Source organism: Pantoea trifolii, from assembly GCF_024506435.1.
Classification (GTDB): Bacteria; Pseudomonadota; Gammaproteobacteria; order Enterobacterales; family Enterobacteriaceae; genus Pantoea; species Pantoea trifolii.
In genome coordinates this window covers 3,111,986-3,132,456 of record NZ_JANIET010000001.1, presented here as the reverse complement: position 1 = coordinate 3,132,456, position 20,471 = coordinate 3,111,986, and the positions used below count along the sequence as shown (strand labels likewise).

General features: G+C 50.1%; 20 protein-coding genes and 1 other RNA gene. 10 read left to right on the top strand and 11 right to left on the bottom strand.

Going from position 1 to position 20,471, the window contains the following annotated elements:
• Positions 1-105: 105 nt before the first annotated feature.
• From NQH49_RS14550 to smpB, 5 genes are all read right to left on the bottom strand, one after another.
• Entirely contained in the window at positions 106-777 is a 672-nt protein-coding gene (locus tag NQH49_RS14550; RefSeq protein WP_256697153.1) for a DUF2290 domain-containing protein, read from the bottom strand.
• Positions 774-2,855 carry a DEAD/DEAH box helicase gene (locus NQH49_RS14545; protein ID WP_256697152.1) on the bottom strand — a complete coding sequence of 694 codons (2,082 nt, stop codon included), beginning with the start codon at positions 2,853-2,855 and terminating at the stop codon, positions 774-776. The genes NQH49_RS14550 and NQH49_RS14545 overlap by 4 nt, the downstream gene beginning before the upstream one ends.
• Before the next feature lie 11 nt (positions 2,856-2,866).
• The gene (locus NQH49_RS14540; protein ID WP_256697151.1) at positions 2,867-4,072 is read right to left on the bottom strand and encodes an integrase domain-containing protein; all 1,206 of its coding nucleotides are present in this window, start codon (positions 4,070-4,072) and stop codon (positions 2,867-2,869) included.
• A 193-nt stretch (positions 4,073-4,265) separates the two neighbouring features.
• Positions 4,266-4,629: a transfer-messenger RNA gene (gene ssrA / locus NQH49_RS14535) on the bottom strand.
• 44 nt (positions 4,630-4,673) lie between these two features.
• Positions 4,674-5,156, bottom strand: a complete 483-nt coding sequence (gene smpB, locus NQH49_RS14530; RefSeq protein WP_007886141.1) for an SsrA-binding protein SmpB — start codon at positions 5,154-5,156, stop codon at positions 4,674-4,676.
• 159 nt (positions 5,157-5,315) lie between these two features.
• On the opposite strand from smpB, the gene NQH49_RS14525 reads away from it, so the two are divergent.
• Both NQH49_RS14525 and NQH49_RS14520 read left to right on the top strand, forming a co-directional pair.
• A complete protein-coding gene (locus tag NQH49_RS14525; RefSeq protein ID WP_008101549.1) occupies positions 5,316-5,750 on the top strand; it encodes a type II toxin-antitoxin system RatA family toxin in 435 nt (144 codons plus the stop codon).
• A complete protein-coding gene (locus tag NQH49_RS14520; RefSeq protein WP_061718029.1) occupies positions 5,743-6,033 on the top strand; it encodes an RnfH family protein in 291 nt (96 codons plus the stop codon). Before NQH49_RS14525 ends, NQH49_RS14520 begins: the two co-directional genes overlap by 8 nt.
• 54 nt (positions 6,034-6,087) lie before the next feature.
• Here the strand turns inward: NQH49_RS14520 and bamE are convergent, their stop codons facing one another.
• The 3 genes from bamE to nadK all read right to left on the bottom strand — a co-directional run bounded on the left by bamE (position 6,088) and on the right by nadK (position 9,248).
• Entirely contained in the window at positions 6,088-6,435 is a 348-nt protein-coding gene (bamE, locus tag NQH49_RS14515) for an outer membrane protein assembly factor BamE (RefSeq protein ID WP_061718027.1), read from the bottom strand.
• Between the two features lie 187 nt (positions 6,436-6,622).
• Positions 6,623-8,284 (bottom strand): DNA repair protein RecN, encoded by a 1,662-nt coding sequence (recN, locus tag NQH49_RS14510; protein WP_256697149.1) that lies wholly within the window; start codon positions 8,282-8,284, stop codon positions 6,623-6,625.
• 85 nt (positions 8,285-8,369) lie between these two features.
• Complete coding sequence (gene nadK, locus NQH49_RS14505) at positions 8,370-9,248, bottom strand: NAD(+) kinase (protein WP_008101540.1); 879 nt, start codon at positions 9,246-9,248, stop codon at positions 8,370-8,372.
• 122 nt (positions 9,249-9,370) lie between these two features.
• Between nadK and grpE the strand changes: the two genes are divergently transcribed.
• Entirely contained in the window at positions 9,371-9,949 is a 579-nt protein-coding gene (gene grpE / locus NQH49_RS14500) for a nucleotide exchange factor GrpE (RefSeq protein WP_154155627.1), read from the top strand.
• Between the two features lie 45 nt (positions 9,950-9,994).
• Here grpE and ung read toward each other — a convergent pair whose 3' ends face one another.
• Positions 9,995-10,672 carry a uracil-DNA glycosylase gene (gene ung / locus NQH49_RS14495; protein WP_256697148.1) on the bottom strand — a complete coding sequence of 226 codons (678 nt, stop codon included), beginning with the start codon at positions 10,670-10,672 and terminating at the stop codon, positions 9,995-9,997.
• A gap of 265 nt (positions 10,673-10,937) precedes the next feature.
• On the opposite strand from ung, the gene grcA reads away from it, so the two are divergent.
• Positions 10,938-11,321, top strand: coding sequence for an autonomous glycyl radical cofactor GrcA (grcA, locus tag NQH49_RS14490; protein WP_256697147.1), 384 nt, complete (start codon positions 10,938-10,940; stop codon positions 11,319-11,321).
• Between the two features lie 186 nt (positions 11,322-11,507).
• On the opposite strand, the gene srmB is transcribed toward grcA, so the two are convergent.
• Positions 11,508-12,836: an ATP-dependent RNA helicase SrmB gene (gene srmB, locus NQH49_RS14485; RefSeq protein ID WP_256697146.1), complete on the bottom strand. Its 1,329-nt coding sequence runs from the start codon at positions 12,834-12,836 to the stop codon at positions 11,508-11,510.
• 141 nt (positions 12,837-12,977) lie between these two features.
• Here srmB and trmN point away from each other — a divergent pair, with 141 nt between their 5' ends.
• Positions 12,978-13,727, top strand: a complete 750-nt coding sequence (gene trmN / locus NQH49_RS14480) for a tRNA(1)(Val) (adenine(37)-N(6))-methyltransferase TrmN (RefSeq protein ID WP_256697145.1) — start codon at positions 12,978-12,980, stop codon at positions 13,725-13,727.
• Here trmN and nadB read toward each other — a convergent pair.
• Positions 13,693-15,330, bottom strand: a complete 1,638-nt coding sequence (gene nadB / locus NQH49_RS14475; protein WP_256697144.1) for an L-aspartate oxidase — start codon at positions 15,328-15,330, stop codon at positions 13,693-13,695. The genes trmN and nadB overlap by 35 nt on opposite strands.
• A 441-nt stretch (positions 15,331-15,771) precedes the next feature.
• Here nadB and rpoE point away from each other — a divergent pair, with 441 nt between their 5' ends.
• From rpoE to lepA, 5 genes are all read left to right on the top strand, one after another.
• A complete protein-coding gene (rpoE, locus tag NQH49_RS14470) occupies positions 15,772-16,350 on the top strand; it encodes an RNA polymerase sigma factor RpoE (protein ID WP_007886161.1) in 579 nt (192 codons plus the stop codon).
• A gap of 27 nt (positions 16,351-16,377) precedes the next feature.
• Entirely contained in the window at positions 16,378-17,034 is a 657-nt protein-coding gene (rseA, locus tag NQH49_RS14465) for an anti-sigma-E factor RseA (RefSeq protein WP_008101525.1), read from the top strand.
• Positions 17,034-17,990, top strand: a complete 957-nt coding sequence (rseB, locus tag NQH49_RS14460) for a sigma-E factor regulatory protein RseB (protein ID WP_256697143.1) — start codon at positions 17,034-17,036, stop codon at positions 17,988-17,990. Before rseA ends, rseB begins: the two co-directional genes overlap by 1 nt.
• Positions 17,987-18,451, top strand: coding sequence for a SoxR-reducing system protein RseC (rseC, locus tag NQH49_RS14455; RefSeq protein WP_008101521.1), 465 nt, complete (start codon positions 17,987-17,989; stop codon positions 18,449-18,451). Before rseB ends, rseC begins: the two co-directional genes overlap by 4 nt.
• 218 nt (positions 18,452-18,669) lie before the next feature.
• Entirely contained in the window at positions 18,670-20,469 is a 1,800-nt protein-coding gene (gene lepA, locus NQH49_RS14450; protein ID WP_256697141.1) for a translation elongation factor 4, read from the top strand.
• Positions 20,470-20,471 lie beyond the last annotated feature (2 nt).

Genomic DNA, 20,471 nt, shown 5'->3' with positions numbered 1-20,471 from the left:
AGCAGTGGCGCGGCCTGAAGGGACTCATGCAGCCGCATGAAAACTGCTACATAAAGCGGGCAGGCGTGGCGGGGGTACGAGCGCGCGCAACGTATATGAATAGAGCTAGCCCACAAAAAGGAAATTATCTTCGTGGTCCTTCCAGAGTAAATTTTCGGGAGCCTGTAAATTACGTTTAAAATGAGGCAAATGCTCTTCCATCAAGTGTGACTCTGCATAGATTTTCCAAAGTTTGGGGTAAAAAGATCTCAATATGAATGCGGTGAAAGCTAAAGGTGTTAATATTTTTTTTGTTGCAATTCTTCCATCATTGTCTGACCCAAAATGTAAGTGGCAATATGGGTGAGAGTGCTCACAATAATGGATGTCGTCAATATCAAATCTTACAGGCATGGCTGGATGGTTTTTAGTATGTGTGATTATATAATTATCATATTCCTGAGAGATCATGACTCTGTACTCTTCTGAATCACTCCATTCATCCTCTGGATAAAACGCTTTAATATACTCATCATAATCTAAAGTTTTCAAAGGTGTCATTAGGTAAGAATAGCTTCCGTATTTAAAAATGAGCAATGAACCGTCTTCAAGTTGTATGTTGAACCATTGTTGAACAGTGCATTTCTCCCAAGCCTTCTCATAACTTAATGGACGAAGCTCTGATGGCATATTGTCTGGGTATACAATTTGATTATTGAAATTGCCCAAAAGATTTGCATTTCTAACTAACTTAACTGCTTCTTGTTTAGATATAGTAAAATTAGCTGTCGAAATCATGATTTTTTAGTCCTTTTAGCTTCATGCTCTCGAATCATAGCTTTAAGCGCATCAATACCATGCGCCTCCAGAACCTTTTTGAAGTCATCAGGCTCTTCATTGTTTTCAAATCGCTGAAGATCAACCTCAATTTTATTTAATAACTCACCTGATGGATAGGTTAACTTAAGATGAGGAACATTGTTCTTTGCATCTTGGATTTCGTCGAATAACTCTAATGCAACTACTCCAATACCCGTCATAGTTAGCCATCCTTTAGTCCTTGTCATCGCTGTAAACAACAAGTTTCTATTTTTTACATTTGGATTGTTATATAGTGATTCACTTCCAATTATATAAACACTATAACCTTCATTACCTTTTGCTTTGTGGATTGTAGAATAAGTTACTTTGTTATCAATCGAGAAATCACTTATGTTAAATTTATCTGCATTGACATTATTAACATCAATTTCATTTTGTGAGAGGAAATATGAAATCTGGTTGTAATAGTTCTTATAGTGTTTATCATCTGCGCATATTATAAGTATGTCAGAGGCATTTAATCCTTCGGACTTAATGTCATTATTTATTCTATTAGCCACCCAGCTACATTCATCAATTATGTTTTCTAAGGCTTGCGTTATAATAATCTTGTCTTTATCTGCATGATAAAGAGTTGGTGACGTTTCTTCAGTTCTTAAAACTGAAATAACCTCTCCAGATCTGAAGCGCTCGGCATGTTGCCCTTCCACTTGATACCCAAGATTTTTCCAGTCTTCAGTCGTCTTAATTGCTTGTACCGGCGTTCGATAAATTCCTAAGCCTATTGCATGTGCGCAAACCAAAGTTGCGCATGGTGTTCTATAACAACTATTCAGAAACTTATCTAAGCTTAATGATTTACCTTCACCCAATATATCTTCGATTGAAGGGGCGGTGGTTTGGAATATGTTTTGGAATACATCCAAGCCAAAAACCATTTTGTCTTCTATAGCCAGCTTTAGACAAAGCTGAAGAAATGGACTATCGAAGTCCTGGGCCTCATCAACAAAAACATAATCATACTGTTTAATGATTTCACTTTTCTCTAGGAGAGACTTACATGCATATGAAAAAGGATCTTTCGGCGAAATTCTATTCGCCTCAGCAAAGTTTAGGTAATTTGCTGAATTGTTCAGGCATGCATTATAATAAACTCCGGGCGTATTCCCACCGCCCCATGCATGTAAGATGTCTATCGAGTTTTCAAAGTCAGGATCTAAATCGTCGAACTGGCGATAAAATCTAGTAATAAGCCTTTTAACATGTTGGTATAAAGCTTTGGTACTGAAGGTGTATAATATTTTCTTATTAGGATGGCGTAAGTGAGTTATGGCGACCTTCATAGCTAATACTACAGTTTTTCCAGAACCAGCTAATCCCCTTATGCGTTCAATACCTTCTACTTCATTGACGCAGCTACCCAGTTGATTACTATCAAATCGGGCTATAGCCGATTCAAGTTTACTAATAACTTGAACCTTTGATTCATCAGGAAAACCATCGATATCACGTGGCTTTAGCCTTATAAGGCCTTTTCCACCTTCAATTGTTGATGCTGCTTCGCTATAAATATCTTCATCGATAGGTTCTTCCAATTCTTCTATGAAGCTTTCTAATGAAGCTTTTGAGACAATTACCTTACTCTCAGTTTGATACTCAACAGATGGGTCAGCATAGGGTGCAAAAATTGCTGATTCGACATTAAGCTTCAAATCCTTACGATTTTTCCTTAAGTTTTTTTGCTTTAACAGTCGTGAATAAATTTGGCTGTAAACGTTTTCTAAGGAAGAGTCATTTTTTGCTAAAGTTGCGTGTGCATCTCTCTCATGAGTATCTGATAGGTAAAATATAATTATTCCATACATGCGTGAAACTAGCATTAATGGTGATATTACTAACCTATCTTCATCATCCTTATAAAGAGGGAAATCATAATATAATTCTGATTCATATAAATGTATTTTTTGTTCTTGATCCAGTTCGTTGAGCCAATTGAAAAGTCTTCCAGCTTCAACGTTCTTAGAAAGCTTATCTCTGTCTGCATTTAGCTTCATATAACTTGACCTCAATTAGATATTTTTTTGGCGGAAGCAACAAAATTTCCCCACCATGCCATCATTTTTATTCTTTGTTCAAGGTAAATTGAGCGATTGTATGCTCTTCTAACTTCATTTTTATCACAATGAGCTAGCGCTGATTCAATTATGTCTGAATTAAAATCTGCTTCATTTAATGCAGTGCTAGCGATAGAACGTAGTCCATGAGCAACGAGTTTCCCCCCATAACCAATCCTTTTTAAAGCAGCATTAGCAGTTTGACTATTCATTGGGCTTTTAGGATCGTTTCTACTTGGGAAAATATGTTTACGGTGACCACTTATAGGTCTCATCATCTCAAGTAGCTCTGAAGATTGAGGCGATATAGGGACGATATGTTCGCGTTTTGATTTCATTCGTTCGGCTGGAATCGTCCAGAGCTTTAAATCAAGATTAATTTCTTCCCATCGCGCACCAGAAGCTTCAGAGGGGCGCACAAGAGTCAGAAGCTGCCATTCAATTAAACAGCGAGTTGGAACGGATAGATTGGAATTTGCTAAAGAGTGTATAAGATTTGGCAGTTCCTCCGGCCTCAGCGACGGCATATGCTGTTTTTTAGGTTTCTCAAATGCCATACCAATACCTGAAGCTGGGTTAGCATCGATCAGTCCTGTATTAACCGCATAAGTCATGATCTCGTTAATGCGTTGCACCAGACGGCGAACGGTTTCAAGAGCACCACGGGCCTTAATTGGCTCCAGTGCCTCAACGAGCTTGCGAGCTTTGATTTCCTGAACGGGGATCTCACCAATGGCAGGAAAAACATCTTTCTCAATAGAGCGCCAGATATCCTTTGCGTAATCCGGTGTAACGCTGGCTTGCTTCAAAGTAAACCAGTTAGCTGCCACAGTTGAGAAAATGCTGTCTAACTCGATCTGCTGCTGCTCTGAGGCTTTTTCGGCCAGTGTCTGTGGATCAATGCCGTTAGCAAGTAATGAGAGGTATTCTGCGCGCATACGTCTCGCGTCTGCAAGTGAAAGGGCGGGGAAGCCCCCCAACCCAACCATTGTACGGTTTTTTGTGGACGGACGTTGGTAGCGAAAGCGCCAAAGTTTTTTTCCGGTAGTTTTAACCACTAAAAAAAGCCCTTCACCATCATGCAAGGTAATGTCTTTATTTGTTGCCTTAGCGCGCAGAACTTCTGTGTTAGTTAACGGGCGTGTAGTCCTTGCCATGTCTGCATTTCCTCCCTGAATTGGTATACGTAATTGGCATACATTCTAGCGTATACCAATTCGTATACCAATTATCTCTGGATTCAGGCGTATCGTCTCGGAAGGTTACAGACACAAAAAAGCCCGCAGGGCTTGTGCCGTGCGGGCTTTCAGGACTTCTACGGATGACTCTGGAATCATCTTCGAAGGATTTTGGTGGAGCTGGCGGGAGTTGAACCCGCGTCCGAAATTACTACACCGTCGGCACTACATGCTTAGTCAGTCTTTACATTCGCCGGCCAGCTGCGGACAGACACGCCACTGACAAACTAGCCTGATTAGATTTAGTGCTTCAACCCCAGGCAAGGCATCCACACGATCTCTTTTGGGTTTGACCTCTCTTGATCCCCGTCTTAAGAGCGGAAGCTAGGGAGAGAGGGCTTCAAAGCAGGTTATTAAGCTGCTAAAGCGTAGTTTTCGTCGTTTGCGACTATTTTTTTTGCGGCTTTTTACGAGGCAAACCGCCCCTCGGCATGCTCCTAAGGCTTCACAATCCCGTCGAGTCCAGAATCAGCCCCAAGAAATTTCAATACTACAGACAAGTGACGGCAAAATCCAGCGCTTAACGCTTTGAATTCTTCATAATACGCGCTTTATCCATCTTCCATTCGCGCTCTTTAACGTCGTCACGCTTGTCGTGCTCTTTCTTACCGCGCGCCACACCGATCTTCAGTTTGGCCCAGGCATTTTTCCAGTACATCGACAGCGCAACCACGGTAAAGCCTTCGCGGTTGACGCGGCCATACAGCGAATCGAGTTCGCGTTGCTTTAGCAGCAGCTTGCGGCTTCGGGTGGGATCACACACCACATGCGTTGAAGCCACCGCTAGCGGCTGGAAAGTGGAGCCGAAAAGGTAAGCTTCACCATCACGCAGCAGAATGTAGCTATCGCTGATGTTTGCCTTACCGGCACGCAGTGATTTGACTTCCCATCCTTGTAACGACATACCCGCTTCGAACTCTTCTTCAATGAAGTATTCATGACGTGCGCGTTTATTGAGGGCAATAGTGGCTGAACCGGGTTTGTTAACTTTTTTCTTTGTCATAGTGCGGCGTAGTCTACATCACTCAGTTTATGGGCGCATCCCCTGTCCTGCAGGGCGGTAAAAAACACTCCATTTTAGCACAGCAAGCAAAGTCGTGAATTTTTGTTTGGTGACCGAAAATGGTATTATTCAATGGTTTTGTGATGAACAGGAACCATTATGGCCCAGATTAGTCGTTCAGCGCTGGTCCCTTATAGCGCTGAGCAGATGTACCGTCTTGTAAATGACGTGGATGCTTATCCTCAATTTCTGCCGGGCTGCACCGGCAGTCGCGTGCTGGATAACAGCGGAGATCAAATGACCGCGGCCGTTGATGTCTCGAAAGCCGGCATCAGTAAAACTTTCACCACGCGCAATACGCTGATCAGCAACCAAAGCATATTGATGCAGTTGGTTGATGGCCCGTTTCGTAAATTGACAGGCGGCTGGCATTTCACCTCATTGGGTGATGATGCCTGCAAAGTTGAGTTGAACCTCGATTTTGAGTTCACCAATATGCTGGTAGAAATGGCGTTCGGCCGCATCTTTAAAGAGCTGGCGAACAGCATGGTGCAGGCATTCAGCCAGCGCGCGAAAGAGGTTTATCGTGCCTGATATTAGCGTGGAAGTGGTTTACGCACTGCCGGATAAGCAGTATTTGCGAGCCGTCACGCTTGAGGAAGGCGCAACCGTTGAGCAAGCTATCAAGGCGTCGGGTTTGTTGTCACTGCGTAAAGATATTGACCTGAATTCGAACAAGGTCGGGATTTATAGCCGCCCGGTAAAATTGGCTGATGTCGTGCAGGATGGTGATCGCATTGAGATTTATCGTCCGCTGATTGCCGATCCGAAAGAGTTGCGGCGTCAACGCGCAGAGCGTTCAGCTGAAAAGAAATAGTCAGAAAGTAAAAACTAAAAAAGGCGCTTAAGCGCCTTTTTTATTGCCGTTCACTTAGCCTTCTTTGCCAGTGAGCTTCGGCTTGTTGTCGATGTTGGTCAGCGTTCCATTGCTGTCAAAGGTTAGCGTCAGAGTTTGCTGTTTCACACTTTCATGACCTGGTTCCTGGCGGAACACGTAATACCAAACATTGCTGCCAAATGGATCGCGCATCATCGGCGTACCGAGCGTGTAGGCAACCTGCTGCTGCGTCATGCCGTTATGAATCTTCGACACATCGTTGGCGACCAGGTAATTCCCCTGATTGATATCCGGACGATACACAACGCGCTCAAGGGTGGAACATCCAGCGGTCATCATCAACATTACTACTGCCGCGGCAGTCAGCGTTTTACAGCGCATCTATACATTCCTTTTCTGGGGCCAAACGCCTTTCAGCAGGCTATTTTTTTGCCATCAAATTCTGAACTCTGCCTGCGGCAGGCTTTATTACTCAGACGACATAACTGCCGATGATAATAAACCTTTTCGCTATTTGAAACCTCTACAGAGCAAGCATATGACCACCAGCCGGGAAAAAAGTGCGGTATCAGGCGGCTAAAAGTTCTTTAGCGTTGGCCAGCGTGTTGCGCGTCACCTCGCTGCCGCCCAGTAAACGCGCCAACTCTTGCAGACGCGCGCGTTTATCCAGCGGCTGCATATGGGTTTCTGTCATCGCGCCATCCGTCTCTTTGCTGACGTAGAAGTGCTGATGACCGCAGCCAGCAACCTGCGGCAGGTGCGTCACACACATCACCTGGGTTGACTCACCCAGCTGACGCAGCATTTGGCCTACAACTGCGGCGGTTGGGCCGCTGATACCGACATCCACTTCATCGAAGATCATCGCTGGCGTTTCCATTTTCTGTGCGGTGATCACCTGAATCGCCAGCGCAATACGCGACAGCTCACCGCCGGATGCCACTTTACCCAGCGGCTGGAGCGGTTGGCCTGGGTTAGTCGTGACACGGAAATCAATACGCGTTGCGCCATCTGCGGTAAGTTGATCGGCATTGAACTCCAGCACAATTGCAAACTGGCCGTGCGGCATCGCCAGCGTGCGCATGCTTTGCGTAATCAGCTGGCTCAACTCTTGAGCAGAGTGTTCACGCAATTGATGCAGATTTTCAGCACTTGCTAGCGCGGCTTTATGGTGCGCGACGACTTCAGATTGCAGGGTTTCCTGATCGCTCTCTTGCTGCGAAAGCAGTTCTGCTTCATCCAGCAGCTGCTGATAAAGCACCGGCAAGGTTTCAGGTGAGACATGATGCTTACGCGCCAGCGCGATCTGCCGTGACAGACGTTGCTCCAGCTCATGCAGGCGATTGGGATCGAGATCCAGACGTTCACAGTAGTGACGCAATTCATCGCTGGCTTCGCTGAGCTGAATTGCGGCTTCTTCCAGCAGATTGAACACGCCGCTGACTTTATTATCCAACGTCACCAGTTCACCCAGCATGTGACGGGCGCTATACAGCAGGCTCTGCAGGTTGGTGTCATCACCATCGGCGAGAATTTGCAATGCTTGCTGGCTGGTGGACAGCAACTGGCCGCTGTTCGCCAAACGTTTGTACTCTTCATCAATCTGTTCAAATTCGCCCAGCTGCGGGGCAAATTCATTGAGTTCTTTCAGCTGATATTGCAGCAGCTCGCGACGGGACTCACGCTCTTGCGAGAGCTGCTGATGCTGCGCCAGCGCGCGACAACTCTGATGCCAGCGCTGATAGTGCTGGCGCATTTCAGACAGCAAATCATCGTGGGCTGCATAAGCATCCAGCAGATGTTTTTGGTGATCGGATTTGAGCAACAGCTGATGGGCATGCTGGCCGTGAATCTGAATCAATAATTGACCGAGTTCACGCAGCTGCGACAGCGGCACCGACGTGCCGTTGATAAAGCCACGCGAACGACCATCCGCGCTAATAACACGACGCAGAAGACACTCATTGCCTTCATCCAGCTGATTCTCGACCAGCCAGCGCTGTGCGGAAGGCGAAGCTTTGAGTTGGAAGCGGGCGCAGATATCCGCGCGACTGGCACCCTGACGCACCATATCTGCTTCAGCGCGTCCGCCTAAACACAGGCCTAGCGCATCGATGGCGATAGATTTACCTGCGCCGGTTTCACCCGTGATCGCGGTCATACCACGATGAAAGTCGATCTCCAGTTCACGAACGATAGCAAAGTTACTGATGGTCAGTTGTGCCAGCATAGAATCACCTGTATGTAAAAACAGATATGGTTTTACATACAGTATATCCTGGTTTTTTATACAGTAAAGTAGTCAGTGCTGATTTTCAGAACAATTTTTTAGACCAACCCAACTTTGAACTTAAGGTATTAAAATAGTTGTAATTTTTTGGATGGATAAGATTGAGGTGATTAGCGCTGCGGCGAATCAGAACGTCTTCACCTTCCTGAATTGGCAAGGCAATCTGGCTGTCACAGCTGATCTCCAGATCGCTGCGCAGGGAAGAAAAACGCAGGCGGATGGTGCTGCTGCTGTTAATCACCAGCGGGCGCGCAGAGAGCGTGTGCGGGAACATCGGGACCAGCGTAATGGCATCCAGTGACGGCGTCAGAATGGGACCGCCCGCCGAGAGCGAGTAGGCGGTTGAACCGGTTGGCGTGGAGATAATCAAACCATCGGAGCGCTGTGAAAAGGCAAACACCTCATCAATATAGACTTCGAATTCAATCATGTGCGCGACTTTACCGGGATGCAGCACCACTTCATTGATAGCACTTCCAATACGCGGCGAGCAATCTTCTTTGCACACCTGTGCCTCCAGCAGGAAGCGGCTTTCAACGAAGTAATCGCCCTGCAGCACATCGTCCAGCTGCTGCTGCGCGTTGTCCGGATCGAGATCGGTAAGAAAACCGAGGTTGCCACGGTTAATGCCAATGACTTTGATGTCATAGCGCGCCAGCACGCGGGCAGCACCAAGCATGTTGCCATCGCCACCTACTACAACCGCTAAATCAGCGCGTTGACCAATATCCGCAAGGCTGCCGGTTTCGGCATTTTTCAAATCCAGTTCGCGCGCAATCTGCTGCTCGACAATCACCTCATAACCCTTTGCCGTTAGCCAGCGCCAGAGCATTTCATGGGTGGTTAACGCAGTAGGATGGCGCGGATGGCCGACAATCCCGATGCAGTTAAAGTGTTTGTTCATTTAGCGCGAGTTCCTTATAAGCCAAAACGGCCAGGCAATGTGATGGGTTTACTTGAAACCGTCAAACTGATCCCCATAATAAGCCAACCAGCGAGATGAATGTGCAAAACGCGGAGAAATTCATGAGTAGTAAAGAACAGAACACCCCAAACGAGCAAGTCTCAGACGAAATTCAACAGGATCAGCAGCACGTGGACGCAGAGACAACCGCTGAGGTGGATCCGCGTGATGAGCGTATCGCGCAACTGGAAGCCGAGCTAGCCGTGTCGCAAACCGGCGTGCGTGATGCACAACTGCGTGCGCAGGCGGAAATCGAGAATATCCGTCGTCGTACTGAAATGGATGTGGAAAAGGCGCATAAATTTGCGCTGGAAAAATTTGCCAACGAGCTGCTGCCAGTGATCGATAGCCTGGAGCGCGCGCTGGAAGTCGCAAACAAAGATAACGCTGAATTGGCTTCGATGATTGAAGGTATCGAGCTGACGCTGAAGTCGCTGCTGGGCGCGGTGCGCAAGTTTGGCGTGGAAGTGGTTGGCGAAACCAATGTGCCATTCAATCCAGAGATTCATCAGGCGATGTCGATGATGGAATCAGAAGAGATGGCACCCAATCACGTGCTGATGGTGATGCAGCGCGGTTACACCCTCAACGGTCGCCTGCTGCGTCCGGCGATGGTGGCAGTGACCAAAGCCAAAGGCTAATCCGTCGCTATCATAACAACGGCCGCTTAATGCGGCCGTTTGTTTTTAAGGCAGCACCGGCATCCAATCGATCGGTGACTGGCCTGATTGGTTCAGCAGCGCATTCGCCTGCGAGAAGTGTTTGCTGCCAAAAAAGCCGCGATGCGCGGAGAGCGGGGAAGGGTGCGGCGCTTTCAATACATGATGGCGTTGCGTATCAATGATGCTGCCTTTCTTCTGCGCATGCGAACCCCACAGCAAGAAAATCACCCCTTCGCGATGCTGATTGATGGCGCTAATGACGTTATCAGTGAAAGTTTCCCAGCCGAAGCGCGCGTGCGAATGGGCCTTGCTGGCTTCCACCGTTAACACGGTGTTCAACAGCATCACGCCTTGCGTTGCCCAGCTTTCAAGAAAACCGTGCGTAGGGCGCACAAAGCCGGGTATATCCTGCTCCAGCTCTTTGTACATATTCAGTAATGACGGCGGGATCGCCACGCCGGGCAGCACAGAAAAGGCCAGACCATGCGCCTGATTTGGGCCGTGATAAGGATCCTGGCCCAAAATCACTACTTTGATATCGCCCAGTTCGGTCAGCCGGAAGGCATTAAACACATCCTTCTGCGGCGGATACACCGTTACGCCAGCAGCGCGTTCATTGGCCACCGCTTTCAGCGTTTCCACGAAGTAAGGTTTCTCTTTCTCTTCAGCCAGCACGTCGTGCCAGGTCAGCTTCTCAGCCATCATTGACTCCCTGCAAAATAGTGCGCCTAGCTTAACGTGTCGCACTCAACAGCAGAAGGGTAAAAATAATTTGAATATTTACGTAAAAAGTTAGCGAATGAAGTTGTTATGAATCAAGTTGTTAGGTTTTCAGCTTGCAATAGTAACTGGACGAAATTGATACAGGTCAAAACGGCGGGTTTCTTGTAGTGATATACCACAGCATTCCATAACCTTATGAACCTCGCTGTCCGGTTGCGACAGCGTAAAGCCCTGGAGACCTACTATGATTACCGGTATTCAAATTACTCAGGCAAATAATCCACAGCTGTTGAACTCATTCTGGCTGCTGGACGATGATAAAGCCGAAGCGCGCTGCCTGTGCGCCAAAGGCGATTTCTCAGAAGATCAGGTTGTTGCTATCAGCGACCTCGGCGAAATCGCTTACCGTGAAATTCCACTTGAGCAGAAGCCGCAGGTGCGCATCGAAGGTGGTCAGCATCTCAACGTCAACGTGCTGCGTCGCGAAACGCTGGAAGATGCCGTCAATCATCCGGAAAAATATCCGCAGTTGACCATTCGCGTATCGGGCTATGCCGTGCGCTTTAACGCGCTGACGCCAGAGCAGCAGCGTGACGTGATTACACGTACATTCACCGAAAGCCTGTAATTGCAGCGCTGACGAAAAGACACACAGCAATACAAGCCGCGCCAATGTTGATTGGCGCGGCTTTTTTTATAGGCCGAGTTTAAAAGAAAGCTGCTTGAGGGCGTTTGATAGCGAAAGTGCTTTTTCGCTACGCTTAAAACAAAAAAATCGCCTCAAAAGAGGCGATTAATTACAGCGAGTGCTGTTTTATTCCGCACCAGACTCGGGTGTATCGCTACCGCTTGGCTTGCGGCGTTTACCCACATTTTTGGTATCGCGATGGCGTTGTTTGACGCGCGGTTTCTCTTGTTCTTTCTCTTTACGCTCTTGACGCTTCGCAAGGGCTTTTTTCGACGGTTTTCCCGTCACTTTAGCACTTGGCGCACGGCTTTCCGGACGCAGCTCATCAATCACACGCGCTTTCAACGGCTCGTTGATGTAACGGGTGATTTTGCCCAGCAGCACGTGATCGTGCGCTTCAACCAGCGAGATGGCGGTACCTTTACGGCCTGCACGCGCGGTACGGCCGATGCGGTGCAGATAGGTATCGGCGGTGCGCGGCAAATCGTAGTTAATCACGTGCGAGATATCGTCAATGTCGATACCGCGCGCAGCAACGTCAGTGGCAATCATCACCGTAACGCGGCCATCATTCATACGTTTGATCGCTTCGTTACGATTAACCTGCACCATTTCGCCTTCGAGATAGCTGGTGCGAATGCCGGCTTCATGAAGCCAGGTGACCAGCTCATGCAGACGCTCACGTTTACGCACAAACACGATGACGCGCGTGGCGTCTGGCTGTTTCAACAGGTGAATCAGCAGCTTGTTTTTATGCTGCAGATCGTCGGCGCGGTAATACCATTGCTGAATCTTTTTACGTTCGCTTTTGCTTGGGTCGGCTTCAATAAACACCGGCTCGTTGAGCAAGCGCTCGGCGAAGTCTTTAATGTGATCGCCTTCCAACGTCGCTGAGAACAGCAGCGTCTGTTTGCGCCAGCGGGTTTCTGCGGCGATGGTTTCGATGTCCTGCGCAAAGCCCATATCGAGCATGCGGTCAGCTTCATCAAGAATCAACGTTTCTACTGCGCGGCAGTCAAAGTTCTCTTCTTTGATGTACTGCAGCAAACGGCCAGTAGTCGCGACAACGATGTCCTGGTTTTCGCTGAACACTTCGGCATGGTTCATATACGCCACACCACCGGTGATGGTGGCGATATCCAGATGCGTGTGTTTAGCCAGTTCGCGCGCGTGATCGGCAACCTGCATCGCTAGTTCGCGCGTTGGGGTGATGATTAGAATGCGTGGTGGGCCTGATTTCTTGCGCGGGAAATCGAGCAAATGCTGTAAAGCGGGCAGCAAAAACGCTGCAGTTTTCCCCGTCCCGGTTGGAGCCGAACCCAGAACGTCACGGCCTTCCAGCGCGGCAGGAATGGTCTCGGCCTGAATAACAGTAGGGCGAGTAAAGCCTTTTTCCTGCAAAGCTTGTAGCAGGCTTTCGTCGAGTTCGAGTTCGGAGAATGTGGTTACGGTCATGGTCTACCTCAGTTTGGGGCGCTGATTATAGACAGAACGAATATAATCTTCATCTGTTTGTGTAGGTATTACAGGCGCAGGTGAATTCCCATCGCCACCACGTTACACTTCCGGCAGTAAAAAATTCAATGGTAGTGAAGTATGTCTCAGGACCAGCCGCAGGTGCGGCCGACGTTAAGAAAAGATGGTTTTACCTTTAAGCAATTTTTCGTGGCGCACGATCGCTGTGCGATGAAAGTCGGCACCGATGGCGTGTTAATCGGGGCCTGGGCGCCAGTGGCAGGTGCGCGTCGTATCCTCGATATTGGCTGCGGCAGCGGGTTGATAGCGCTGATGCTGGCGCAACGCACGCCCGATTCGGTAGAGATTGATGCGGTCGAACTGGAAGCCAGTGCGGCGCAACAGGCGCAGGAAAATATGCAGGCCTCGCCGTGGGCAAATCGCATTCATGTGCACCATCAGGATATTGTCAGCTGGAGCGAGCAGTGTGAAAAACGCTTTTCGCTCATCGTTAGCAACCCGCCGTTTTTTGCGCCCGGCATGGCAACAGGCAGTGTCGCGCGTGATACCGCACGCAGCACCGCCACACTCGACCATCTCACGCTGCTGCGCTGTGCCGCCCAGTTGATTGAAGAGGAAGGGCTATTTTGTGTGGTGCTGCCGGCTGAAGCGGGCGAAGCATTGATTTCACTGGCGCTGGCGGATGGCTGGCATCTGCGTTATCGCTACGATGTCGCCGCCTATGCGCAGCGCCCGCCGAATCGCGTGGTATTGGGCTTTTCGCCCTCCGCCGGCGAAACGTTGCTGGAACGTCTCGCCATTCGTGATGAAGATAAAAGCTATTCAGCCGACTGGCTCAGCCTCGTGAAAGACTTTTACCTATTCCGCTAACTTCGGGCTGCAGGATGGTTGGTAACGCTTCATCCAGCAAATCGGGATTGTCGAGGGTAAAGTGCAGCCCTCGGCTCTCCTTACGCTCCAGCGCACAGCGCACCATCAGTTCGGCGACCTGCACCAGATTGCGCAGCTCGAGCAAATTGTTAGAGAGACGGAAGTGCGCGTAGTACTCGTCGATCTCCTGTTGCAGCAAATTAATGCGCCGCAGTGCGCGCTCCAGACGCTTAGTGGTGCGCACAATGCCCACGTAATCCCACATGAATAGCCGCAGTTCATGCCAGTTATGCTGGATCACTACGCGTTCATCGGCATCATCAACGCGGCTTTCGTCCCACGCGGGCAGATGTTCTACCGCCGCGACGTCTGGCAAGCGTGCGATCATATCTTCAGCCGCTGACCAACCGTAAACAAGGCACTCGAGCAAGGAGTTAGACGCCATACGGTTTGCGCCATGTAAGCCGGTGTAGCTCACTTCGCCTATCGCATACAGCCCTTCTACGTCAGTGCGGCCTTGCCGATCGACCATCACGCCGCCGCAGGTGTAATGCGCGGCTGGCACAATTGGGATCGGCTGTTTGGTGAGATCGAGGCCGAAGGTCAGCAACTTTTCGTAAATCATCGGGAAGTGCGCGCGCACAAAGCTTTCCGGCTGGTGGCTAATGTCGAGATACATACAATCGACGCCCAGCCGTTTCATCTCATGATCGATGGCGCGCGCCACAATATCGCGCGGCGCCAGCTCGGCACGCTCATCAAAGTCAGGCATAAAGCGCGTACCGTCAGGACGCAACAGCCAGGCGCCTTCACCGCGCAGTGCTTCGGTCAGCAGGAAGTTTTGCGCCTGCGGATGAAATAAACAGGTGGGATGGAATTGATTGAATTCGAGGTTCGCCACGCGGCAACCGGCGCGCCATGCCATGGCAATGCCATCGCCAGACGCTACGTCCGGATTGGTGGTGTACTGATAGACTTTCGCTGCGCCGCCAGTGGCTAACACTACGGCGCGCGCGCGACAGGTTTCCACCTGTTCACGCTTGCGATTCCAGATCCACGCGCCAACCACGCGACGCTTGCCGGGCAGGCCAAGCTTATCGGAGAGAATTAAATCCACCGCATTGGTACGCTCGATAATGCGGATATTCGGATGGCTCAACGCCTGGCTTACCAGCGTGGTTTCTACCGCGCGGCCGGTGGCATCGGCGCTGTGCAGAATGCGGCGATGACTGTGTCCACCTTCGCGCGTAAGGTGATAACGCGCTTCGCCATCAGCCTGCGGCTCTTTGTCGAAGGCGACGCCGTTATCAATCAGCCACTGTACGCAGTGACGCGCGTTGCTGGCGATAAAGCTCACCGTATCGCGGTCGCATAAGCCTGCGCCAGCAACCAGCGTGTCTTCAACGTGTGATTCGATGCTGTCTGTTTCGTCAAACACCGCCGCAATCCCGCCCTGCGCATACAGCGTTGAGCCCTCATTCACCTGCGCTTTACTCAGCACGGTAACCTGATAATGCGGCGCTAAGCGCAGCGCTAACGATAAACCTGCCGCACCGCTGCCGACGATGAGGACATCACACTGATATTCCGGGAGAGAAGTCATGGTGTTTAATTTACTAAACAAAAGGTGGCTTGAGCATAAGCCCGGATGGGGATGCTGTGAAGTATTTTGAACAAATTGCGCGGAAAAATTATTCAGCAAAGGAAGATAATAACGTGAATTCAGTAAGTTAACTCTGAAATTGCGCACAATGTGTTTTTTATATCAAACACTCTGAAAATTCAGGTAATAAAGGTGAAAATGACGGCGTCATAAGGTACTCTGCCAGCGATTATCGGTGCCGCAAAAGACACCACCAGCGTGGCAAGTCGCTACACTGAAAGACAATCAACAACAATGATGTCGTGGTTCCGATACGGAAAAATTCTGGTCGTAGTGAACTTCAGACCATTAGGTCACTCTAAGCGCATGCTTGCTCAGAACAATGAGATGTGCTGGCAGTTCACTTACGCATAAAAAAGTTTTGGGGAGATATTACCTCGGATGAGCGAGCAGTTAACGGATCAGGTTCTCGTTGAGCGGGTTCAGAAGGGAGATCAAAAGTCCTTTAATTTACTGGTGATTCGATACCAGCATAAAGTGGCGAGCCTGGTTTCACGCTATGTTCCGTCAGGCGATGTGCCTGATGTGGTTCAGGAATCCTTTATTAAAGCGTATCGCGCACTGGAATCGTTCCGTGGCGACAGCGCCTTTTATACATGGCTGTACCGCATCGCGGTCAATACAGCGAAAAATTATCTGGTTGCTCAGGGGCGACGTCCGCCATCCAGTGACGTGGATGCAATTGATGCGGAAAATTTCGAAAGTGCAGGTGCACTGAAAGAAATTTCGAACCCTGAGAACTTAATGTTGTCTGAGGAACTGAAACAAATCGTCTTTCGTACCATTGAGGCGCTTCCCGAAGATCTTCGCATGGCCATTACCCTCAGGGAATTGGATGGCCTGAGTTACGAAGAGATTGCCGTCATCATGGATTGTCCGGTCGGTACCGTACGTTCGCGTATCTTCCGTGCACGAGAGGCTATTGATAATAAAGTTCAACCGCTTATCCAACGTCAGTGATAACGGCTACTGGAAGGGTACCAAGGCATGCAGAAAGAAAAACTTTCCGCTTTAATGGATGGTGAAACATTAGATAACGAGCTGTTGGCGTCGTTATCTAAGGATGCGGATCTTCAGCAAAGCTGGGAAAGCTACCATCTCATCCGCGACACCTTACGAGGTGATATCGGAGAAGTGCTGCATTTTGATATCTCCGCACGTGTGGCTGCGGCCATCGAAAACGAGCCGGCACGCAAAGTCACTCCGCTGATCCCTGAAGCGCAGCCTGAGCCGTCACGTTACGAGAAGATGCCGTTCTGGCGTCGCGGTGGCAGTTGGGCGGCACAGCTGACGCAAGTCGGTGTTGCTGCTTGTGTTTCACTGGCGGTGATTGTCGGTGTTCAGCACTACAACAGTTCACCCACCGGCAGCGCGACTGAAGCGTCCGATTCACCGGCATTCAATACCTTGCCGATGATGGGTAAAGCTTCTCCGGTTAGCTTAGGCGTGCCTTCTGAAGCCTTTGACACCAACAGCTCTAATCAGCAGGTGCAGGAGCAGCGTCGTCGCGTCAATGCCATGCTACAGGATTATGAACTGCAACGTCGTCTGCATGCCGATCAGGTTCAGTTTGAGAAAAACGATCCGCAACAGGCTCAGGCTAATGTTCCCGGAAATCAGTCGTTAGGAACTCAGCAGCAGTAATGAAGCAGCTTTGGTGTGCCGTTAGCCTGCTGGCAGGCAGCCTGTTTTGCTCATCTATCGCCTCGGCGCAGACCTCTGCGTCCGGGGTGTTGTTACAACAGATGGAGCAGGCAAGCCAGAACCTCAACTACGAATTTGCCTACATCAATGTCTCGCGTCTCGGCATTGAATCCCTGCGTTATCGCCACGCGGTTATCGACAATCGTATCTTCGCCCAACTGTTGCAGATGGACGGGCCGCGCCGTGAAGTGATCCAGCGTGGAAACGACATCAGCTATTTCGAGCCGGGATTAGATCCCTTCTCGCTGCCGGGCAATCACATCATCGATGCGTTACCCGGTTTGATGTTCGCCGACTTCTCCCGTTTGGGTGAAGCCTATGATTTCATTCCTGTTGGTCGCTCGCGCATGGCCGATCAAATGTGCGAAGTGGTGCGCATCGTGTCACGTGATGGCACGCGCTACAGCTATGTCGTGTGGCTGGATGTGGATACCAAATTGCCGCTGCGCATCGATCTGCTCGATCGTGATGGTGAAACGCTGGAGCAGTTCCGCGTCATCAGCTTTGCCGTCGATGAAGGCGTGCGCAACTTGATGCAAGGGCTGGAGAAGGCCAACTTGCCGCCATCGTTGTCTTTACCGGCGGGCGACAAAGTTGAACTCAGCTGGCAGCCTGGCTGGCTCCCGGCGGGCATGAAACTGATCTCACAAAGTCGCCGCGATATCCCATCGATGAATAAAACTGTCGAATCGCGCCTGTACAGCGATGGTCTGTTTAGCTTCGCCATCAACGTTACGCCAGCCGATAAAAGCAGCAGCGTGCAGGCATTGCGCACTGGGCGTCGTACGGTGCAGACAGAAGTACGCAATAATAACGAAATCACGGTGGTGGGCGAGTTACCGCCAGCCACTGCTAAACGTATTGCGGACAGCATAGATTCGGGTTCACCAAAATGATGAGAGAATGGGCCACCGTGGTGGCGTGGAAAGAAGGCATTGCCACCCTGCACACGGAAGCGAAAACGTCTTGTAACAGCTGCTCAGCGCGTAAAGGCTGCGGCAGCCACGCGCTTAATCAGCTGGGGCCGAAAAATGCCCACGTGATGACTATCGCCAGTGCGGAGCCGTTGCAACCCGGCCAGCGCATCGAGTTAGGCATCCGCGAAAGCAGCTTGTTGGGTTCCGCTTTGCTGGTTTACATGACGCCGCTGTTTGGCCTGTTTTTAGTGGCGGGCATCTTTCAGATGCTGTTTGCCAGCGATCTGGCTGCGGCCTGTGGCGCGCTCTTAGGCGGCATTGGCGGCTTTATCGTAGCTAAAGGTGTATCCAAACTCTTCGGCGATCGCGAGGCTTTCCAGCCGGTGATTCTTAGCGTTGCGTTACCGCCTGATGCGTTGCGCGTGGAAAGCGAAGCGTGATCCCCGTCCAGGCCGCATTTGATGCGGCCTTTCTCAATCGGCTTAACCGCTGAAATCTGTTGCGATTCCCCACAGTTCCATTCTTTAACGCGCGGCGTTAACAGTGTAATATGCGTCGTCATTAATGAGGCCGACAGGGTTCCGGGTAAAGCTCACTTTCCTGAATGTGTCCGTGCTCAAGTTTCCCACTGATTTTCTACGTGAAGATATTCATATAAATGAAGCACATACGAAATTTCTCCATCATCGCTCACATTGACCACGGCAAATCAACGCTCTCTGACCGTTTGATTCAAATTTGTGGTGGCCTGAGCGATCGTGAGATGGCGGCGCAGGTTCTGGACTCCATGGATCTGGAACGTGAGCGCGGCATTACCATTAAAGCGCAGAGCGTGACGCTCGATTACAAAGCGCTGAACGGTGAAACTTACCAGCTCAATTTTATCGATACTCCCGGTCACGTTGACTTCTCCTATGAAGTTTCCCGCTCGCTGGCGGCGTGTGAAGGAGCATTGCTGGTGGTCGATGCAGGGCAGGGCGTTGAAGCGCAGACGCTGGCAAACTGCTACACCGCAATGGAAATGGATCTGGAAGTGGTACCGGTACTGAACAAAATCGACCTGCCTGCCGCCGATCCAGAGCGCGTAGCGGAAGAGATTGAAGATATCGTCGGCATTGACGCGACCGATGCGGTGCGTTGCTCGGCGAAAACCGGCGTCGGCGTGCCCGACGTGCTGGAACGTCTGGTGCGTGACATCCCGCCGCCAGAAGGTGATCCGGAAGGTCCGCTGCAGGCGCTGATCATCGATTCCTGGTTCGATAACTACCTGGGTGTGGTATCGCTGATTCGTATTAAGAACGGCACGCTGCGCAAAGGCGACAAAGTTAAAGTCATGAGCTCCGGTCAAAGCTACAACGCTGACCGTCTCGGCATCTTCACGCCGAAGCGTGTTGATCGCAATGAACTGAACTGCGGTGAAGTAGGCTGGCTGGTGTGTGCGATTAAAGACATCCTCGGCGCGCCAGTGGGCGATACCCTGACCTTGCAGCGCAATCCGGCGGAGAACGTGTTGCCAGGCTTCAAGAAAGTGAAGCCACAAGTTTACGCCGGTCTGTTCCCGATCAGCTCTGACGACTATGAAGCGTTCCGTGATGCGCTTGGCAAATTGAGCCTCAACGATGCGTCACTGTTCTACGAACCAGAGAGCTCAACGGCGCTGGGCTTCGGTTTCCGCATCGGCTTCCTCGGTCTGCTGCACATGGAGATCATTCAGGAGCGTCTGGAGCGTGAATACGATCTGGATCTGATCACCACCGCGCCAACCGTCGTGTATGAAGTGGAAACCACCGACGGCGAAACTATCTACGTTGATAGCCCGTCGAAGCTGCCACCGCTGAACAATATTGCTGAGCTGCGTGAGCCGATTGCGGAGTGTCACATGCTGCTGCCGCAGGAGTTCCTCGGCAACGTCATTACGCTGTGTATCGAAAAACGTGGCGTGCAAACCAACATGGTTTACCACGGCAAGCAGGTTGCGCTGACGTATGAGATTCCGATGGCAGAAGTGGTTCTCGACTTCTTTGACCGTCTGAAATCAACCTCGCGCGGTTATGCCTCGCTGGATTATAACTTCAAACGTTTCCAGACCTCTGACATGGTGCGTGTCGACGTGATGATTAACTCAGAACGTGTTGATGCGCTGGCGCTGATTACTCACCGTGATAACTCACAATATCGTGGCCGCGATCTGGTGGAGAAGATGAAAGATCTGATCCCACGTCAGCAGTTTGATATTGCGATTCAGGCGGCAATCGGCAACCACATTATCGCTCGCTCAACGGTAAAACAGCTGCGTAAAAACGTCCTGGCGAAATGCTATGGCGGTGACGTGAGCCGTAAGAAGAAACTGTTGCAGAAGCAGAAAGACGGTAAGAAGCGAATGAAGCAGGTCGGCAACGTTGAGCTGCCGCAGGAAGCATTCCTTGCCATTCTGCATGTCGGTAAAGACAGCAAATAAGG

Coding starts and splice junctions, on each gene's coding strand:
- bamE (WP_061718027.1), bottom strand. CDS start 6,435: ATGCGCTGTAAAACGCTGACTGCCGCGGCAGTAGTAATGTTGATGATG.
- grcA (WP_256697147.1), top strand. CDS start 10,938: ATGATTACCGGTATTCAAATTACTCAGGCAAATAATCCACAGCTGTTG.
- nadB (WP_256697144.1), bottom strand. CDS start 15,330: ATGACTTCTCTCCCGGAATATCAGTGTGATGTCCTCATCGTCGGCAGC.
- NQH49_RS14525 (WP_008101549.1), top strand. CDS start 5,316: ATGGCCCAGATTAGTCGTTCAGCGCTGGTCCCTTATAGCGCTGAGCAG.
- srmB (WP_256697146.1), bottom strand. CDS start 12,836: ATGACCGTAACCACATTCTCCGAACTCGAACTCGACGAAAGCCTGCTA.
- recN (WP_256697149.1), bottom strand. CDS start 8,284: ATGCTGGCACAACTGACCATCAGTAACTTTGCTATCGTTCGTGAACTG.
- NQH49_RS14540 (WP_256697151.1), bottom strand. CDS start 4,072: ATGGCAAGGACTACACGCCCGTTAACTAACACAGAAGTTCTGCGCGCT.
- rseB (WP_256697143.1), top strand. CDS start 17,034: ATGAAGCAGCTTTGGTGTGCCGTTAGCCTGCTGGCAGGCAGCCTGTTT.
- nadK (WP_008101540.1), bottom strand. CDS start 9,248: ATGAACAAACACTTTAACTGCATCGGGATTGTCGGCCATCCGCGCCAT.
- rseA (WP_008101525.1), top strand. CDS start 16,378: ATGCAGAAAGAAAAACTTTCCGCTTTAATGGATGGTGAAACATTAGAT.
- ung (WP_256697148.1), bottom strand. CDS start 10,672: ATGGCTGAGAAGCTGACCTGGCACGACGTGCTGGCTGAAGAGAAAGAG.
- rseC (WP_008101521.1), top strand. CDS start 17,987: ATGATGAGAGAATGGGCCACCGTGGTGGCGTGGAAAGAAGGCATTGCC.
- smpB (WP_007886141.1), bottom strand. CDS start 5,156: ATGACAAAGAAAAAAGTTAACAAACCCGGTTCAGCCACTATTGCCCTC.
- NQH49_RS14545 (WP_256697152.1), bottom strand. CDS start 2,855: ATGAAGCTAAATGCAGACAGAGATAAGCTTTCTAAGAACGTTGAAGCT.
- rpoE (WP_007886161.1), top strand. CDS start 15,772: ATGAGCGAGCAGTTAACGGATCAGGTTCTCGTTGAGCGGGTTCAGAAG.
- grpE (WP_154155627.1), top strand. CDS start 9,371: ATGAGTAGTAAAGAACAGAACACCCCAAACGAGCAAGTCTCAGACGAA.
- lepA (WP_256697141.1), top strand. CDS start 18,670: ATGAAGCACATACGAAATTTCTCCATCATCGCTCACATTGACCACGGC.
- NQH49_RS14550 (WP_256697153.1), bottom strand. CDS start 777: ATGATTTCGACAGCTAATTTTACTATATCTAAACAAGAAGCAGTTAAG.
- trmN (WP_256697145.1), top strand. CDS start 12,978: ATGTCTCAGGACCAGCCGCAGGTGCGGCCGACGTTAAGAAAAGATGGT.